This window comes from Nitrospira sp. M1 (assembly GCF_965152605.1).
In genome coordinates this window covers 3,880,058-3,896,714 of the sequence record NZ_OZ224217.1, presented here as the reverse complement: position 1 = coordinate 3,896,714, position 16,657 = coordinate 3,880,058, and the positions used below count along the sequence as shown (strand labels likewise).

The following is a 16,657-nucleotide window of genomic DNA, read 5'->3' as shown; positions in this document are numbered from 1 at the left end:
CTCGTGCCTGCGTGCTGTAGCGCTCCGGCGCGCAAGTGTGAATCGTATCTTGCAAAAAAAATCAAAATGTTCTTTCCAGGAGATACCAGTAACGTTTTTCTGCCACGAATGACAAAGAGCGAAAGCAAATGGCAAAGTGCAAAACCCAAAATTGAAGAACACGAATAACGAGCGACGATCGACGAGCAACGGCTTCACCTTGATCGAAATGATTGGGGTGTTGGCGGTTATTGCCGTGTTAGTTGCGCTGTTGTTGCCGAAAGTTTTTGAAATCATGGCAGAATCCAAGACCAACGCGTTGGTTGCAGCGGTCGCCACGTACAAGACCGCCATAGTGAAGTATTACGCCGATATTGGGTCTGTTCTCCCACTCGATGTCAATGGAGAACCCACGGTGGAAACGACTGGTGACAGCACGAATCCATTATCGCTACCCGCCCGTCTTCTCTTGGATGCGTCTGATCCGCTGAATACGGGAACTAATGGTTGGGCCAAATTCAATGGGCCGTACTTAACAAAATTTTCGACCAATTCACCTCCGGGGTTCGGCTCCACCGTGACGATGCGGGCGACGAACCCCGCAGCATATGGAACGGTGGTGGTTGGGACCGATCGAGGGTGGGATTTTGATGATGATGGCAACAACGATATTCCAACCAACGCCCATGTCGTATTTCTCCGTTTTCTCGATGTCGAGCGCGTGGATTTCGAACGGGTGGATACGGTCCTTGATCAGGGGGTGGGGGCAACGTCTGGAGAGCGCCAATTGCGAGGAAAGGTCAAGTACGTGGCTGCCGACAAGAGAATGAAGATCTATTTGATTCATGGGTAAATTGAAAAAACGTGATACGTGAAGGGTGAAGTGCGCAAGAAAAACCAGAAGACTCTTTTTTGAGATACGTTTCACGCTTCACAAGATACGGTGTATGCAAAGATGAAAGATGCAATACACACGATAGGCAATACGAAAGCTGAGGACGGCTTCACGTTCATCGAAATGGTTGGGGTGTTGGCGGTGATTGCGATATTGGTGGCGCTCTTGCTGCCAAAAGTATTCGAAATCATAGCTGAATCGAAAGTCAATGCTCTGGTAGCAGCAGTCCAAACGTATGAGACCGCTATTAAGGACTATTATGCCGACATTGGATCAATTCTTCCTCTGGATGCCGACGGCATTCCAAGCACTGAGAATAGTGGCGATAGTGCGAATCCCCTATCGCTGCCTGCGCGGCTTACCTTGGAGAGGTCTGACCCTCTGAACGTAGGAACGAATAGCTGGGTAAAGTTCAATGGACCCTACTTGGCAAAATTTTCAACAGATACGCCACCAGGAATTGGCTCGAATATCACGATGCGGGCGATGACCGCTACGACTTATGAGACTGCGACGTTAGTCGCAGATAGAGGATATGACTTTAATGATGACGGAAATAATGATCTTTCAACTGATGCCGATCTTGTATTTATCCGTCTGACGCCTGTTGAGAGACAAGAATTTGAAAGGGTCGATGGGATTCTTGATGCAGGCGTAGGGACGACGATTGATGAACGAGAGAAACGAGGAAAGGTCAAATATAACGAGACCTACAAGATGCTAAGAATCTATTTGGCTCATCAGTGAATGGAAAAAGCGTTGCTCGTTGCTTGTGAATCGTCGCTCGCAAGAAGAGGGTTCTGATTGTTCTTTTACGAGGTACGAGCAACGAGATACGAGCGACGGTTGATTCTAAAATGAAAGATAAAAACCAAACGACAACCAATAGGCAATCTGAAGCCGGCTTCGCCCTCATAGCACTACTGGGCGTGTTGGCGATTGTCGTGAGTTTGGCGACCGTACTTTTGCCCAATATGTTCACGAGTCTCAATATGAAAGCGAACGAAGCGGAAAAGGACGTTCTTCAAGACATCGGGTTGAGTTCCACGACGTATCTTCGAAGCACGCACACCTGGGCTCCGACACTCGCGGCCCATACAGGATATTCGCCCCTAGATTCCGCACAACTCTTGCAAAATGACCGCTTGTTTCCACGGTACTATGCGCTGCATCCGAGTATGGGAGGGTTCAACAATGGTGCGGGCCTTGCCGAAGTCGACTTAGCCGACGCGCGGTTTTTGTTGATCTCGAATCGAACGGCGGATGCGGCTCCGACGATTACCAATGCTGCAGAATTCACGACGTGGTGGACGACGGACGAGAGCGTAACACCTGATTTTCATATCTATCGTGCGAATCTTGCCGATATGTTTCTCAGGGTCAGCTTGACGGCCGAAGGCGACGGCGGCAGTTATCAAATAGGCGGCGTAACCACAAACTCTGGAGGGGGAACGCTGCCTGACTACATGCGCTATCATCTTCCCGGAACCATCTTCAGTCTCGATGAAGATAATACCTATGGCACGCCGGAAGTGCAGTTTGCGTTGACGGGCAATGTCGCGTACCAGTTTGATCCGCTCTGTGCCCCCGGCTCTCAATGGCGTGTGTTGTCTGCACCACCCTGTCTCTCTTCCATCGTACTTTGGCTGTCAACCCAGGGGACAACAAGCGATGCGCCCGGCTTAGATTCATGGACGGATTCGCAAATCGTCTCTTTTGATAATCCCAACTTAACCTATGACACAGGCCCCACTGGGCAAACGTCCGGAACGTTTGCATCAATCACGGAGATGAGCAATTTTGGTATTGCCGATATCGATGCAGGACATTATGTCAATGCCTCCATGACGGTTGGTGGAGTGACATTGAATGAAGGAGATCTCCTGCTGTCCACCGATATTAGTGAGACGTTGATCAGTATTAACTCATTATCCGTCAATGACGAGGATGTGTTTATCTTTCGGCCTGTCTCTCTGGATGATTATTCCTCCGGGACCTTTTTCATGTTTATCGATGCCTCAGATGTCGGTATCACAGGCGATATAGAGGCGTTGACGTTCGTGGAAATGAATACCTCTGTTGCAGGACAAGTACTCCTCCAAGGTGATGTCCTCTTTTTCTATGATGGCCGCGACATATATCATTTCAGTCCTACATCTTTGGGGTCCACGACGTCTGGTGCGGTCAATCTGTTGATCGACGGAAGCGATATTCGAATTAGTGAACAGTTTGAAGGGCTAGAGCTTATCGAAGAGCAGACGAACCTTGGGGATATCACCTTGCAGGCGGGTCAAATTCTGGCGTCGTTTGAGGCTGGAGATAGTGATTTGGGGGATAACCAAATCAACGTGGATGTGACCGATATTGTCATACTCGATCTCACGAGTGTGGGGAGTAATACCGTAGGAACGGCCACCATTGTCTTTGATGGTGCTGATGTGGCGTTAACGACGACGAGTGAGGGCACTGATTCCATCATGATCAAGGGCAGTCCTTCCACTATCGTGGTCTTGTCCATTACCAACCCAGGGTTTGAGACGGGTGACCTGACGGGATGGACGAAAACAGGCGATTTAACGGGAAATGGCGGCCACAACGGCTGGGGTGCACGGACCTCAACTGGTGCGATGTCGGTCCCTCATGGCGGAACCTACTTTGGCGATGCTAGAGCTGACGATGCAGTAACGGGAGCTCAGGATCATGAATTAGGCGTGTATCAGCGATTGGACGTGGCCGCCTATGTCACAGAAATCGACGCAGGCAAGGGCACCACGAGTTTTTCAGGGTTCGGTCATGGTGAGACTCCAGGGGGTTGTTGTGACGACAAAGCCAAATTGCGCATCACGTTCTATGATGCCGTGGCAGGGGGGCTACCGATCGGCGCGTCGTATGACAGTGTGTGGGCCAACACCACGGAAACGTGGGATCAACTGTCCATCAACGATGTTCCCGTTCCGGCTGGGACTCGAAGTATCGAATTGCTCCTGCTTGGCAGAAAAGAAGCAGGTGGCAGCAAGTTAGACGGTGGCATCGATGACGTTCGAGGCACGTTGATGATTGCTCCGTGAGAAATGCCTCTGACGTGAAATAAACAACAATGTATGAACAATGGGTTGCGGCAGCATGTTCATTCAACTCGATAGCAAAATTCATCGCTTCCATGAATCAGGTTTCGCGCTGGTTACGATGATGATAGCCATGTCGATCATCGTGATCATGGCCACCGTGACGCTGCCCAACATGATGACGAGTTTCAATACGACGGCCAATGAAACGGAGAAAGAAATTCTTGTTTCCATTGGAAAGGGATCGGCCGCGTATCTTCGAAGTACACGTACCTGGGCTCCAAACTTACCCGCCCACAGCCCCGAGTATTCGCCGTTAGATTCCATACAACTCATCCAAAATGATCGCCGGTTTTCCCGCTATTACGAGTTGCATCCGAATATGGACGGGTTTAGTAATGGCGTGGGACTGACTGAAGCGGAATTGATCGACGCGCGATTTCTGTTGATTTCGAATCGGTTGGGCAATGCCAATCCCTCCATTACGACTGCCTCGGAATTCAACACCTGGTGGACGATGGTCGAACAGGATACACCCGGTCTTCACCTCTACAGGGGAAATATGGCAGAGATGTTTTCGCGAGTGAGATTGACGGCGCTGGATGATGGAGGCAGTTTTGCGCTCGACGGCGTGCCAACGAGCTCTGGGGGCGGCTTGTTGGGAGACTATGTGCGATACCATCTTCCGGGGACCATGATTGCGCTGGACGAAGCTGATACCTATAGCACACCGGAGCTCCAGTTTTCGTTGACGGGAGATACGCACTATCAATTTAACCCATCATGCGCGAGCGGTGCCAAATGGCAAGTATTTCCTGGGAAAGAATGTGCCTGTGGTCTTCGTGGTAATGTGGCGATTGTGAATCCCGGGTTTGAAACCGGTGATCTCACCGGCTGGACCAAAAGCGCAGGTACCAATCAATGGGGAGTTGGCACCTCAACATATGTGATGCCAAGTCCTGCCGCTGGAACCTACTTTGCGAGTGCGGATGCTATGGGAACAACAGGGGAAAATTCTAATTCTATTTACCAACGAATCGATGTGAGCGATTGTGCGTCTCAAATTGATGACGGTGAATTGCATATGCATTTCACGGGATCCGGCTATGGTCAAATTGATGGAAGTTTTCGTGATCACGCTTACTTATTGATTGAATTTTACGATGCATCAACCGGGGGCAGTGTTGTTGGGAGTCAGGTTTTGAGTATTTCCGCTTCGACTCAGTCCTGGACCACGATATCCATCGTGAGCACTCCTGTTCCCCTATCTTCGAGAAGTGTTCAGCTCTATGCGATCGGGGTCAAAAATACAGGAACGTATATCGATGTCGGAGTCGATGCGCTTGGAGGGTTTTTAGGAGACAGTAGCTTTACCTTTCTGGATGAATTTTCTTCGATATCCTATGCCGGTAGCGATGGCACTCAGACCTGGAGCGATGGTTGGCAGGAGCTCGGGGAATCGGATGGTCAATTTTGGGGTCGCGTGCGCATACGGTCGGATAGCCGGTGCGCTGAGGGCAATTGCATACGGATTGGTGGCGATGAGGTCAATATGAATGGCCGGGGGCTCAGTCGTGAGGCGAACCTGTCCGGGACAACCTCGGCCATGCTGACGTTTAGCTACCGGCGTCGGCTCTTGGACGACAGTGGAGGCAGCATGACGCTGGCGGTTTCCGGAGATGGCGGCTCGAACTGGACCAATCTCTATACCTATAACCTGGATGGAAGTGACGACAGCCAGGTTCCTCAAGCCTTTGATATTTCGGCGTACATTGCCTCGGACACGCAAATCCGGTTCGTAGGGTCCGGCAGTGAAGTTGAATCCTATTTCTACGCCGACAACATCCAGATCGAAGCCTATTAATGCGTCGCTCACACGCGTGGCTCGTCGCTCGCAATAACCGTTGCTCGTATCTCGTGAATCGTCGTTCGTAAAAGAAAGTCGGGAGATTCTTCTTCCACGAGATACGAGCGACGAGCAAGGTTTTTCCCCCGAGCAACGAACGACGAGCAGCGAGCGATGTGTTCCCCCAAGGCAACGAGCAACGTCTTCTCCCCTCTGCCTTCTGAACCAAATTTTCCTTAACCATCAAGAATCATACATAAAAGTCCGAAATGCTACATGAGTGCCGAAGTCGAACTCTGCACAACCGTCAAGGAGACGGCAGGTTACGTCTATATGCCTACATTTACTGTTCATATGCGGAATGTGATAAAGCCGCTAAAAAAAACGATTTTAGGGGTAAGTCTGATCCATGGCCGTCTCCGGGCCTTATCTGTCGTCAAAAATCAGGTGGTGGCAAATTGGGAATGTCCGGATGCGATCGAAACGGCTGAGCAGTTGTGTGCCGCGTTACAGGAAGCGGTAAAAATTACGCAATATCAAGGGCAGAAGGTGAGTTTTTTGATTGAGGATGAACGGTTCGTTCATCAATATCTCCAGGTTCCGGCTATGAAACCGGCAGACTTACGTATGTATCTAAAGGGTGTGGTGGAAGAATTGAAGCCGTGGAAAGGGCCGACGTCTTGGCGGTTTCGGACGACGCAAGAAGCACGGGGCAAGATCGGTGTGTTGGTCGATATTTGGCCGAAAGATTTTGTTGATGAGGTCATTGCGGTGTGCCGGAGCTTGGATCTCACGCCCATGCAATTGACGCCGCTGTCTTCAATATTTGTCGAACAGGTGCGTTCGTTGCCCCTTGAAAATAGCGATGTCGTGCTGCTCGTGACGCTGATGGCGGATAAGATTGTGTTGCTGGTGGCCAAAGGCGATGGCACGCCGTTATTTGAACGGTTTTTAAGTCCGACGCGTGATGGGGTTGATCCCTCTGAACGTATCGGACGGGAAATTACTCGCTCTATTCTGTTTTGCGCACAGCAATTCGGGATTAACGTGTCGCAAGTGTGGATGGTCGGCATGTCTGAAAATGTGTCGGCGTCGAGCGTGCAACCGTTTACCGGCATGACCATTATGCAAAGTCCGATGAATCCTGATCCGTCATATTGGATTTGGGTGAGTTTATTCTTGCCGGTTCAAAGTTTGAGTAATTTTACTTCGTATGAGATGCGCTTGGCCCCGCTGCGACAGATGTGCATGAAGTTGACTGCCGCAGCCGTATTGGGCTTCTTGCTCATGGGGATTGGTCTCACGAGTTTCTTTCAAGGACGCCTCGTGAGAGAGCAAGGGCAAGCCGTAGCACTGGCTTCAGAATCAAACGAATTGCGCAAGGAAAAAGACGTTTGGGTCAAGCGGGTGCAGGATTTGACGGTTCAAGCGGACAAGGCAACCCGGATCATTGAACAGCGGCCTTCCCCTCTTCCAGGGTTGATGTTGGGGTACTTGGGGAATGTCCTTCCGGCAGAATTGACGTTGAAAGAAGCCAAGATTACTCGGGAAGCCAACGAATGGACGGTCGAGTTGACGGGAATGGCGCCTGGCGATTTAGTCGGCGGGTCGCAAACCTTAACCTTACTTGAGGAACGGTTGAAAGACGGGCCCTATCATGTCGAGTTCATCGAAGATTGGCGGGGAGCATGGATTCAAGAGGTTTCCGGTCTGGCGCAGCAAGAGTTTAGCGAGTGGCCGCGCAAGTTTTCGATGCTCGGACGAATTCAAGGATAAGAACAATGTTCGCTGTTGATCATCTGTCGTCATGGATACGCGAGTATAAGGGATCTCTCATTACCCTGTGTATCTGCCTGAGTATTGGTTTTGTCGGATTGGTGCTGATGACGCAACTGTCAATGATTGAAGACGCGCATTCCAGTAGTCGTTCCAGTTACACCCTGTCGCATGACATTGCCGCCTTGCGGACTCAATGGTCACAGATAGAACCCCATACTGTACAGGAACGAATGAGTACGGCCGACCAGATGCTGTTGCGTGACCTTGATCATTTGACAATGTGGTTGCAAGAGATGGGAGTGAAGGCGGCATCCATGGGTTTGCGATCCAAATATCGTGTTCATGGCAGGCATGAAGGTGCTGAGGAACTCAATGATGTGGATGTGATTCCTGTGGCATTGGAAGTGTTTCCGGAGCAGGTAGCCGTATTGGCTGGTGCCTATGAACGGTACGTGGATTTTCTTCGTTCTCTGGCGGAAGATCAGGTCCGGGTGGATCTGCAGGAAGTGAAAGTGCGGGGGGGCGCGGGGGCTGCACAGATGACGGTTCTTATCCACGTGTGGGTCAAGGCGAGAACATGAGGCAGATTTTCAACAATCCGTGGGTTGTCATAGGGCTCTGTGGGGTAGCCATGCTCATCCTCTATTTCAATACGGAACTCAGCGATAACACGATACCGTCAAGTGTTCCAGGCAAGAGTGCGACGAGGCGTCCCGTGAATTCGACGGTTGACTCGACACTCAGTAAGCCCGTGTCCATCGATGTGACGCAGTTGGATTGGCCCCAGACGTTGGTTCGTGATCCGTTTGCACCGGTGACGCATCATACGCAGGTTCAACATGCTGATGGTGAGCGAGACGGAGGGGCCGAACGTGGTTCTGTGCTGAACCGAGGTGGTTCACCTCCACCTCCATTGCTGTTGACGGCCGTGACTCTGAAGCCAGAGCCGAAATTGGCCATGATCAATCGAAAACTTGTCGCGGAGGGCGATGATATCGAGGGGTTGTTGGTCACGCGCATTGCCTCGGATGGCGTGTGGCTGGATGGACCATCTGGATCTCATCATTTGGTATTTGATCGTCAGGAGCGCACGAGATCTCTGACAAACCAGCAAAGGGAGGGGAATCGTGTCGACGATGTTAGAGAAGAACGAATGAGTAGGCTGACCGGGAGAGATACATAAATTTTTCATTTGTTGAGTCATGACGATGTTTACTATGTACGTGAAGCAAGGCATTGATGTTATGCAGAGACGCATGATGTACCAGGGGAATTGCCAGAGGTATTCGTTGGCCGTCGTGGTGATGGCTGTTTTCATTCCCGTGCTCTTGACATTGGGAAGTTGTAGTCCAGTCACTCGCTCGGCAGTCGTTGAGGATGCGACGAAACAGGAAGGTCCAGAACACGCACCTCAACAGTCTGAACGGGCAGATTCGATGATGCAGGAAGTGATGAGTAATCCTCATGCGCTCTCTCTCGAAGATCGCATGCCGTTGAGTCATCTGAAAGCAGAGGCAGAACCCGAGAAAGACCTCGGACCATTGTTTAGCTTTCGTGCCCAGGATATTCCACTTGGGGATGCGCTGACGATGTTTGCGCATTCGAACGAACTGAATATCGTGGCGGGACCGGACATTACCGGAAACATTACGGTGAGCTTTCATAGTTTACCGCTCCAGGAGGCCATGTCGGCCCTGTTAGATTCCCATGGGTATTTCTGGGAGCAACAAGGCCAGTTGATTCGTGTTCTCAAGTTTGAAACGCGGATATTTAACCTGGACTATATCCGACTGGTTCGTGGTGGGACCGGAGAGAATAAGGCCAATATCTCTTCAAGTGGAGGGGGAGCCGGCCAAGGGACCGGAGAGATTACGGTTAATCAACAGGATGAGATCAAATTCTGGGAAGAATTGGAGACACAGGTCAAAGTGTTGATGTCGACGGAGGGTCGACTGGTGTTTAATCGATTATCCGGCACGATCCAAGTGACGGATCGGCATCAACGAGTTCAGGAAATCACGCAGTATCTTGCGAAGGTGCGCCGTTCGCTTCATCGGCAGGTGGAGATTGAGGCTCGTATTTATGAGGTGAATCTTGACGATAACTATAGCCTCGGAATCAATTGGGACAAGATCGATTTTGCGGGCTCCGCTGGCAATCTTGTTCTGTCCAATATTATTACCGCGCCGTTCGGTGGATTCGTGGCAAAAGCGGCGACGGTTGATGCGACCTATGAGAAGAACGATTTTGATGCCATAGTCAAAGCCTTGCAGGAGCAAGGAGAGTTGCGAGTCATTTCGCAACCTCGTTTGTTGACGCTCAACAATCAGCCTGCCTTGATTAAGGTGGCGACCGATGAAGCCTTTTTCACCCAAACCGTCGTTCAGGGCACAGGGGGAACGGGGAATATCGTGACGGAGCAGGCGCAATCGGTCACGGTGGGACTGGTGTTATCGGTGACTCCGCAGATTTCAGACGATGGCTGGATTATGTTGGATGTCACACCAATTATTTCTCGACTTCGCGAAATTCGACAATCACCACAACAGACTGCGACAGCACCGGTACTTGATGTGAAGCAATCGTCTGGGCTGGTGCGTCTTCGAGATGGGGAGATGGTCATCATTGGCGGACTTATTCAAGATGAAGTGTCAGAAACCGAACGGAAGGTTCCATTGCTGGGAGACATTCCATGGCTCGGTCGATTGTTTAAAGGCACGTATAACGTGACGAGAAAAAGTGAGCTGGTCATTTTTCTCCAACCGCGTATTGTGGAGGGTGGTACATGATTTCAGGGAATTTAGCTGTGTGCTATGAGGAACTCGGGTTCATCGAGCCCCCATTTCGTATTACTCCGGATACCGACTTCTTTTTCCCAGGAAGCCAACATCTCGAAGCGCTGTCGCACCTTCGGTATGGGATTGCGAGTGGCAGTCTCACCATGTTGACTGGTGAGGTGGGATTAGGCAAGACGCTCTTATGCCGGCACTTGCTTCGCCATCCGCCACAGCACACGCGTTTTGCCTATTTATTGAATCCCGATCAGTCCTATGGGGGGCTTCTGGCATCCATTTATGAAGACTTGACCGGGAAGGTCCCGAAAGACGCCTCGTTAGGATCTCTTCAACGAGAGCTTCCCAAGCTGCTTCTTCGATTAGCGGAAGGTGGAGAACAAGTGGCGGTGCTTGTCGATGAAGCACATCGATTAAGCGGCAAGGTGATGGAGGGACTGCGCCTGCTTTCGAACCTGGATACAGAAAAAGACAAACTGATGTGTTTGTTGCTTGTGGGGCAACCGGAGCTCGAACTCAAACTTACCAAGCGAGCCTTGCGTCCGCTGAATCAGCGAATCAGCGTACGGTATCGCCTGAAGCCGTTTACGTTGAGAGACACGATGAACTATGTTCGGCATCGTCTCAGTGTCGCCACTCGGGACGATCGGGTTCACGTGCATGCGGGCATTTTGATGTTAGTACATATGATCAGTGGAGGCGTTCCCAGGCGAATTAATCAACTCTGCGATCGAGCACTCCTTGCGGCGTATGCAAAAGGTGAACAGGCAATCAGTCCCTGGATGATTCGGCAAGCCGCACGGGAAATTGGATAACACGTGAGGGAAAAAGGGGTAAAGGTTGCTCGTCGCTCATGAATCGTATCTTGCGAAGAGTCTTTCAGTTTTTTACGAGATACGATTCACGAGCGACGAGATACGTTTCACAGGATTGAATTATGAGTATTGTCACTGATGCATTAAATCGTCTTCAGTCTGCGCGTGCGAGTCGTGCGCAGCCATTGCCTGCCCACGATCCCGTATTGTCAAAGGCAGACATGCCTGATTCGAATGAGGATGAAAAGAAACCAACAGTCGATAAGACATTTGTGAGCGTGTCGATCGCTGGCTTTTTGTTGGCGTTGGTTGTGGCGATAGGCGCGTATTGGTGGGGTGAATATCCGACTTCTGATATCAAATCAATGACATCATCTGTTTCGACGGGTCCTGATCGCTCGATTGATTTGAGTAGAGACAACTCCGTGGAGCCGATGCCTTCCGAGCAAGACGCGACTTTACCTGCCGAGCCTCTTGTCGAACTATTACCTGGAGAGCTGCCGCCTCTTTCACCATCATATGATGAGGAGGATAGTCTGGAAGTCGCAGATCCTCTGGAAGATGGAGATCGTGAGATTACGGTGAGTGTGTCCACGGAGGTTATGGCAGAACCTTTACCGGATTCTGAGAGTCAGGTATCGGATGGTGTCGGGTTGTCTGTTACGCCGGATTCCGTCGCCACAGGAGAAGATCGAGAACAGGAATTTCAAGAAGATCTATCGAATGGAGCAGGTGAGGCACGAGGTCTTACAGAGAATGAATCACGTGCCGATATGGGCCTCCATTCGCCGGATAAAGATGCATCTCCCCAAGTCCTCTCCCCTTTGTCTGAAAGATCTGAACACTCCTTGCAATCTGAAGATCGTTCCGAAGCATTTCATGAAGCCAGAGATCAGCGTATGGATGAAAAGAATGTACAGTCTGTCTCTTCGGCTGACGCGACAAGCTCTTTGCCGTCTCCAAATGCTGAAGCGCAACATCTTGTTCAGCATGACGAATCCGCTCATGAACCAATGCGAACGGAAACGAGAGAAACTTCGATTACAGAAGTTTCGACAAGACTTTCTCCCAAACAACGCATCGTGAAAGCGCGATTGCTCATTCAGCAGCAATCTCATGCTGAGGCGATTGCTGTATTGCAGCCTCTGTTTATTCTTCCTCCTGCAACGTGGGAACCATGGTTTTGGATGGGGACTGCGCAATTTGGGCTCGGTGAGTTAGACAAGGCGGAAGATGCCTTTATGGAAGGGCTCGTGCGAGACGATACGGTTCCGTATCTCTGGGTGCAGCGTGCCGTGATCGAGCAACAACGCGGACAGTATGGAAAAGCGATGGACGCGCTTCGCCAAGCAGAACTCTTAGATCCCAAGCTCCCCGAAGTTCAGTTGAACCTGGCCTATAATCTCGAACAACAAGGGCAGGTCAATCTCGCGCGTCGGCATTATCGGCAGTATCTGACTCTGACCGAGGGAAGGTCTGCCTATCATGGGGTTCGAAGAAAAGTGTTAGAGCATATGTTACGTACGCAACCATCACCGATTCGCTAAACGCTGTTACGCGTTTTCCTTGTCCTTCATCTCATGCATGTACTGTCATTTAGACCTTGAACACAGGGGGTTTGCACGTATGGAGATCCATACTTTTTCCTTACACAGTGGGCGGCAACATGAGGTGCCTGTTTCTGCAATGCACGACCCTGAAAAAACTCTTATTCTCATGTTTGGCGCTTCCAACATTCCCGATGCGTCGGCCATGATTCATGCGGTGTGTCAAGCCTATCCGGGCGCGACGGTCATGGGCTGTTCGACGGTTGGAGAAATTCTTGGCACGCATATTCACGATGATTCCTTCACGGTTGCCGTGGTGGAGTTTGCCCGCACGAGTGTTCGGATGGCTTCCGTTGAAATTCATGATTCGCTGGATTCGTATGGAGCTGGGAAGACATTGAGTGAGGCGTTACGGACTCCTGACTTACGAGGCGTATTTGTGTTGTCGGATGGATTGTTGGTCAACGGCAGTGAACTCGTGCAGGGGTTGAATGCGACGTTGCCGGAATCTGTGGTGGTGACGGGAGGGCTTGCTGGTGACGGCAAGCGTTTTCAACAGACATGGGTTATTCATGAAGGACAGCCAAAAAGTGGCCATGTCACAGCGGTCGGGCTGTATGGCGATGCGGTGCGGATTGGACATGGGTCGAAAGGGGGATGGGAGATGTTGGGTTTGGAACGACGAGTCACGCGTTCTGAACGCAATGTGCTCTTTGAGCTTGATGGAAAGCCTGCTCTGGAACTGTATAAAAAATACCTTGGAGATCGTGCGGACGAGCTTCCGGCATCCTGTTTGTTTTTCCCGTTGGCGTTTCGTCCCGACGGATCAAAGGACGTTCAATTGGTCCGAACAATTTTGCAGATTGACGAAGCGAAACAGTCGATGACGTTTGCTGGGGATATTCCACAAGGGGCCATTGCGCAATTTATGCGGGCGAGTTTCGATCGACTCGTTGAAGGCGCCTCCCAAGCCGCCACCTTGACGGTGCATGAACAGCACCCTGATCAACCCACCTTAGCGATCGCCATTAGCTGTGTCGGTCGTCGACTCCTGTTGGGAGAGCGGACCGAAGAGGAGGTGGAGGCGACGCTGGATGTGTTTCCGTCCGGCACCACGCAGATCGGATTCTATTCCTACGGTGAATTGTCGCCCTACACGAATGGGCGATGCGATCTTCACAATCAAACCATGACGCTGACGACCATTACCGAATTGTAGATGCTATGCACGCGATTCTTCAGCGACAATTACAACGTCTGGGCTTCACCGATCAGTCCCCTCCGTTAGACACGAAGGATTGGCAGGCGTTCCTGATCAAATTGAATCAGACCTATACGGAATTTGAACAAAGCCGGGCCTTGCTCGAGCGATCGCTGTCGATTTCGAATCAAGAAATGCAGGAGTTGCTTCAAGAGACGCGGGACGCGAGTGAGCGACGGATCAAAGGTGAGCAGGCTCAAACGCAAACGATTATTGATTCTGCGCTTGATGTCATTGTGGGAATGGATCGTGATGGAAATATCATCGAGTGGAATGCGCAAGCGGTGAATACGTTTGGATGGACAGCGGAAGACGTCCTCGGCCGGTCATTGTCCGATACCATTGTTCCGGAAGAATACCGGTCTGCTCATACTCACGGTGTTGTGTCATTTTCGCAGCGGGATGAAGATCGTATGGTCAACCAGCGGGTTGAATCCTGGGCTCTTCATCGAGATGGACATCGCTTTCCGGTCGAAATTGCGATTATCCCGATTTATAAAGAAGGCACCTATCAATTCTACGGGTTTATTCGAGATATTACGGAACGTCAGCAGGCGATGCTGTCTCTCCAGGAGGCCAAAGAGGCAGCCGAAGTGGCTGTGCGCATGAAGAGTGAGTTTCTTGCGACCATGAGCCATGAAATTCGTACGCCAATGAATGGAGTCATTGGAATGACGGGTCTGCTTCTGGAAACCGAGCTGACTCCCAAGCAGCGTCAATTTGCCGAAACGGTCAGGAGTTCTAGTGAGGCGCTCTTAACGATTATTAACGATATTCTTGATTTCTCGAAAATTGAGGCTGGCAAACTTGAGTTTGAATTTATTGACTTTGATTTACGCGTGGCATTGGAGGAATCCTTAGACCTCTTGGCTGAAAAAGCCGGAGAAAAGCATCTTGAGCTGGTGGGATTGGTCTCCGGGAATGTGCCGACGGCGTTGCGTGGAGATCCCGGTCGATTGCGGCAGGTTATCCTGAACCTTGCCGGCAATGCCATTAAGTTTACCAAGCAAGGTGATGTGATTGTTCGTGTCCACCTTCTTCAGGAGACGGAAGACGAAGCGTCGCTTCGCGTAGAAGTGTCGGATACCGGAATTGGAATTTCTGCTGAGGCTCAGGCTCGGCTCTTTCAACCGTTCAGCCAGGCAGATAGCTCCACGACCCGTCGATTTGGTGGGACGGGGCTCGGGTTAGCCATTTCTCGACAGCTCATTGAATTGATGAATGGTGAAATCGGGGTTGAGAGCGTCCCTGATGAGGGCACGACGTTCTGGTTTACCGTTCGTCTACCTAAACAACCTTTTTCGTCTCATGATGAATCGTGTTCAACCAAGAGTCTGAGTGGTTTGCGTGTCTGCTGTGTCGATGACCACGCTACGAATCTTCAACTCCTTGCACAATATGCGGCGGACTGGGAGATGGAGCCACTGATGGCTTCGACGCCGGCTGAAGCGTTGTCGTTGCTTCAAGAGCGGGTGACTCATGGTGATACGGTTGACCTGGCTATCCTGGATATGGAAATGCCCGGTATGGATGGATTGATGTTAGCCCGAGTCATGAAAGCCGATCCTCGTTTAGCCTCTATCCGTTTAATTCTCTTAACCTCGTTGGGGCGACGAGGCGATGCGACTGCGGCTCGAGATGCGGGGTTTAGCGGATACCTCACGAAGCCTGTTCGGAAATCTCAACTACACGAATGCTTGTTGGCGGTTATGGGGGAATCATTGCAAGATGATGAGAGGCTTGAGTCTTCCTTGCTTGTGACGCAGCATAGTCTGAGTGAAGTGAAAACGAGGACACGGAGCAGGATTTTGGTCGCTGATGATCATGGAGTCAATCAACAACTTGCCGTATTGATGCTCGAACGTCTTGGCTATCGAGCCGATGTTGTGGCAAACGGGAGCGAAGCCGTCGAGGCCATCAGCCGAGTTCCGTACTCTCTGGTGTTCATGGATTGTCAAATGCCGGAGATGGATGGGTATCAAGCTACGGCAGAAATTCGATTACGCGAAGCATCTGCACATGTCGAGGGTATGGATGAACCGCCGACTGGCTGGACTCGACTTCCAATCATTGCCATGACGGCCAATGCCATGTCTGGGGATAAAGAAAAATGCCTCAATGCGGGAATGGATGATTATATTGCGAAACCTATTAAGCCTGATCTCCTGGAAGCCATTTTGGCGAAGTGGGTGCCGGTGCAAGAGATTGAATCGGCTCATGAGTTGCCGCAACCCGTAGGTCTACGGAATGCGATGTCTCACGAACTCCAAGAGACGAAGGATGAAGTACCCCTGGTACCCCGAGAGGTGCATCCCTCCCAGCGTGTTGCGCTTCCGCCCCCAGTCGACGAAGCGGTATTGAGTGAGTGGATACAACTGGGAGGCATGGATTTTATGAGTCGCATGGTGACTCAATTTATCTCAGATGCCACAGCCTGTATGACGGCCCTGGAACATGCCATTCAACACTATGATCTGACTCAGATCCATGACGTGGCTCATGGGCTCAAGGGGATGAGCCGAAATATGGGCGCTGGTCGTTTGGGGGATATCTGCTGGGCTCTCGAACAACGTAGTCCGCATGCACGAGAGGGCCTTGTGAATGCTTTTCGAGATTTGGAAGTGGAGTTTCAGCGAGTGTGTGAAACGTTGAAGAACGAAAGGGTGTATTAATGCTGC

12 protein-coding genes are annotated in these 16,657 nt (G+C 50.9%); all 12 read left to right on the top strand.

Going from position 1 to position 16,657, the window contains the following annotated elements:
- The first annotated feature begins 136 nt into the window (after positions 1 to 136).
- The gene (locus ACWHX8_RS17450) at positions 137 to 832 is read left to right on the top strand and encodes a type II secretion system protein (RefSeq protein ID WP_447969410.1); all 696 of its coding nucleotides are present in this window, start codon (positions 137 to 139) and stop codon (positions 830 to 832) included.
- A 102-nt stretch (positions 833 to 934) separates the two neighbouring features.
- Positions 935 to 1,621: a type II secretion system protein gene (locus ACWHX8_RS17445; protein ID WP_447969409.1), complete on the top strand. Its 687-nt coding sequence runs from the start codon at positions 935 to 937 to the stop codon at positions 1,619 to 1,621.
- Between the two features lie 110 nt (positions 1,622 to 1,731).
- Positions 1,732 to 3,942, top strand: coding sequence for a type II secretion system protein (locus ACWHX8_RS17440; protein ID WP_447969408.1), 2,211 nt, complete (start codon positions 1,732 to 1,734; stop codon positions 3,940 to 3,942).
- A gap of 55 nt (positions 3,943 to 3,997) precedes the next feature.
- Positions 3,998 to 5,803 (top strand): hypothetical protein, encoded by a 1,806-nt coding sequence (locus ACWHX8_RS17435; RefSeq protein WP_447969407.1) that lies wholly within the window; start codon positions 3,998 to 4,000, stop codon positions 5,801 to 5,803.
- A gap of 258 nt (positions 5,804 to 6,061) precedes the next feature.
- Entirely contained in the window at positions 6,062 to 7,561 is a 1,500-nt protein-coding gene (locus ACWHX8_RS17430; RefSeq protein WP_447969406.1) for a hypothetical protein, read from the top strand.
- Positions 7,562 to 7,566: 5 nt separating this feature from the next.
- Positions 7,567 to 8,145, top strand: a complete 579-nt coding sequence (locus ACWHX8_RS17425) for a hypothetical protein (protein ID WP_447969405.1) — start codon at positions 7,567 to 7,569, stop codon at positions 8,143 to 8,145.
- Positions 8,142 to 8,747, top strand: a complete 606-nt coding sequence (locus ACWHX8_RS17420) for a hypothetical protein (protein WP_447969404.1) — start codon at positions 8,142 to 8,144, stop codon at positions 8,745 to 8,747. The genes ACWHX8_RS17425 and ACWHX8_RS17420 overlap by 4 nt, the downstream gene beginning before the upstream one ends.
- A 25-nt stretch (positions 8,748 to 8,772) precedes the next feature.
- The gene (locus tag ACWHX8_RS17415) at positions 8,773 to 10,353 is read left to right on the top strand and encodes a type II secretion system protein GspD (protein WP_447969403.1); all 1,581 of its coding nucleotides are present in this window, start codon (positions 8,773 to 8,775) and stop codon (positions 10,351 to 10,353) included.
- Positions 10,350 to 11,171, top strand: a complete 822-nt coding sequence (locus tag ACWHX8_RS17410) for an ExeA family protein (protein ID WP_447969402.1) — start codon at positions 10,350 to 10,352, stop codon at positions 11,169 to 11,171. The genes ACWHX8_RS17415 and ACWHX8_RS17410 overlap by 4 nt, the downstream gene beginning before the upstream one ends.
- Before the next feature lie 122 nt (positions 11,172 to 11,293).
- On the top strand, positions 11,294 to 12,718 hold the full coding sequence (locus tag ACWHX8_RS17405) for a tetratricopeptide repeat protein (protein ID WP_447969401.1): 1,425 nt from the start codon (positions 11,294 to 11,296) through the stop codon (positions 12,716 to 12,718).
- 79 nt (positions 12,719 to 12,797) lie between these two features.
- Positions 12,798 to 13,937 (top strand): FIST signal transduction protein, encoded by a 1,140-nt coding sequence (locus ACWHX8_RS17400; RefSeq protein WP_447969400.1) that lies wholly within the window; start codon positions 12,798 to 12,800, stop codon positions 13,935 to 13,937.
- Positions 13,886 to 16,651 carry a response regulator gene (locus tag ACWHX8_RS17395; RefSeq protein ID WP_447969399.1) on the top strand — a complete coding sequence of 922 codons (2,766 nt, stop codon included), beginning with the start codon at positions 13,886 to 13,888 and terminating at the stop codon, positions 16,649 to 16,651. Before ACWHX8_RS17400 ends, ACWHX8_RS17395 begins: the two co-directional genes overlap by 52 nt.
- Positions 16,652 to 16,657 lie beyond the last annotated feature (6 nt).

Excerpts from the sequence above, each read along its gene's own strand:
- ACWHX8_RS17400 (WP_447969400.1), top strand. The coding sequence starts at position 12,798 with ATGGAGATCCATACTTTTTCCTTACACAGTGGGCGGCAACATGAGGTG.
- ACWHX8_RS17430 (WP_447969406.1), top strand. The coding sequence starts at position 6,062 with ATGAGTGCCGAAGTCGAACTCTGCACAACCGTCAAGGAGACGGCAGGT.
- ACWHX8_RS17445 (WP_447969409.1), top strand. The coding sequence starts at position 935 with ATGAAAGATGCAATACACACGATAGGCAATACGAAAGCTGAGGACGGC.
- ACWHX8_RS17435 (WP_447969407.1), top strand. The coding sequence starts at position 3,998 with ATGTTCATTCAACTCGATAGCAAAATTCATCGCTTCCATGAATCAGGT.
- ACWHX8_RS17440 (WP_447969408.1), top strand. The coding sequence starts at position 1,732 with ATGAAAGATAAAAACCAAACGACAACCAATAGGCAATCTGAAGCCGGC.
- ACWHX8_RS17425 (WP_447969405.1), top strand. The coding sequence starts at position 7,567 with ATGTTCGCTGTTGATCATCTGTCGTCATGGATACGCGAGTATAAGGGA.
- ACWHX8_RS17415 (WP_447969403.1), top strand. The coding sequence starts at position 8,773 with ATGTTTACTATGTACGTGAAGCAAGGCATTGATGTTATGCAGAGACGC.
- ACWHX8_RS17420 (WP_447969404.1), top strand. The coding sequence starts at position 8,142 with ATGAGGCAGATTTTCAACAATCCGTGGGTTGTCATAGGGCTCTGTGGG.
- ACWHX8_RS17410 (WP_447969402.1), top strand. The coding sequence starts at position 10,350 with ATGATTTCAGGGAATTTAGCTGTGTGCTATGAGGAACTCGGGTTCATC.
- ACWHX8_RS17405 (WP_447969401.1), top strand. The coding sequence starts at position 11,294 with ATGAGTATTGTCACTGATGCATTAAATCGTCTTCAGTCTGCGCGTGCG.
- ACWHX8_RS17395 (WP_447969399.1), top strand. The coding sequence starts at position 13,886 with ATGCGATCTTCACAATCAAACCATGACGCTGACGACCATTACCGAATT.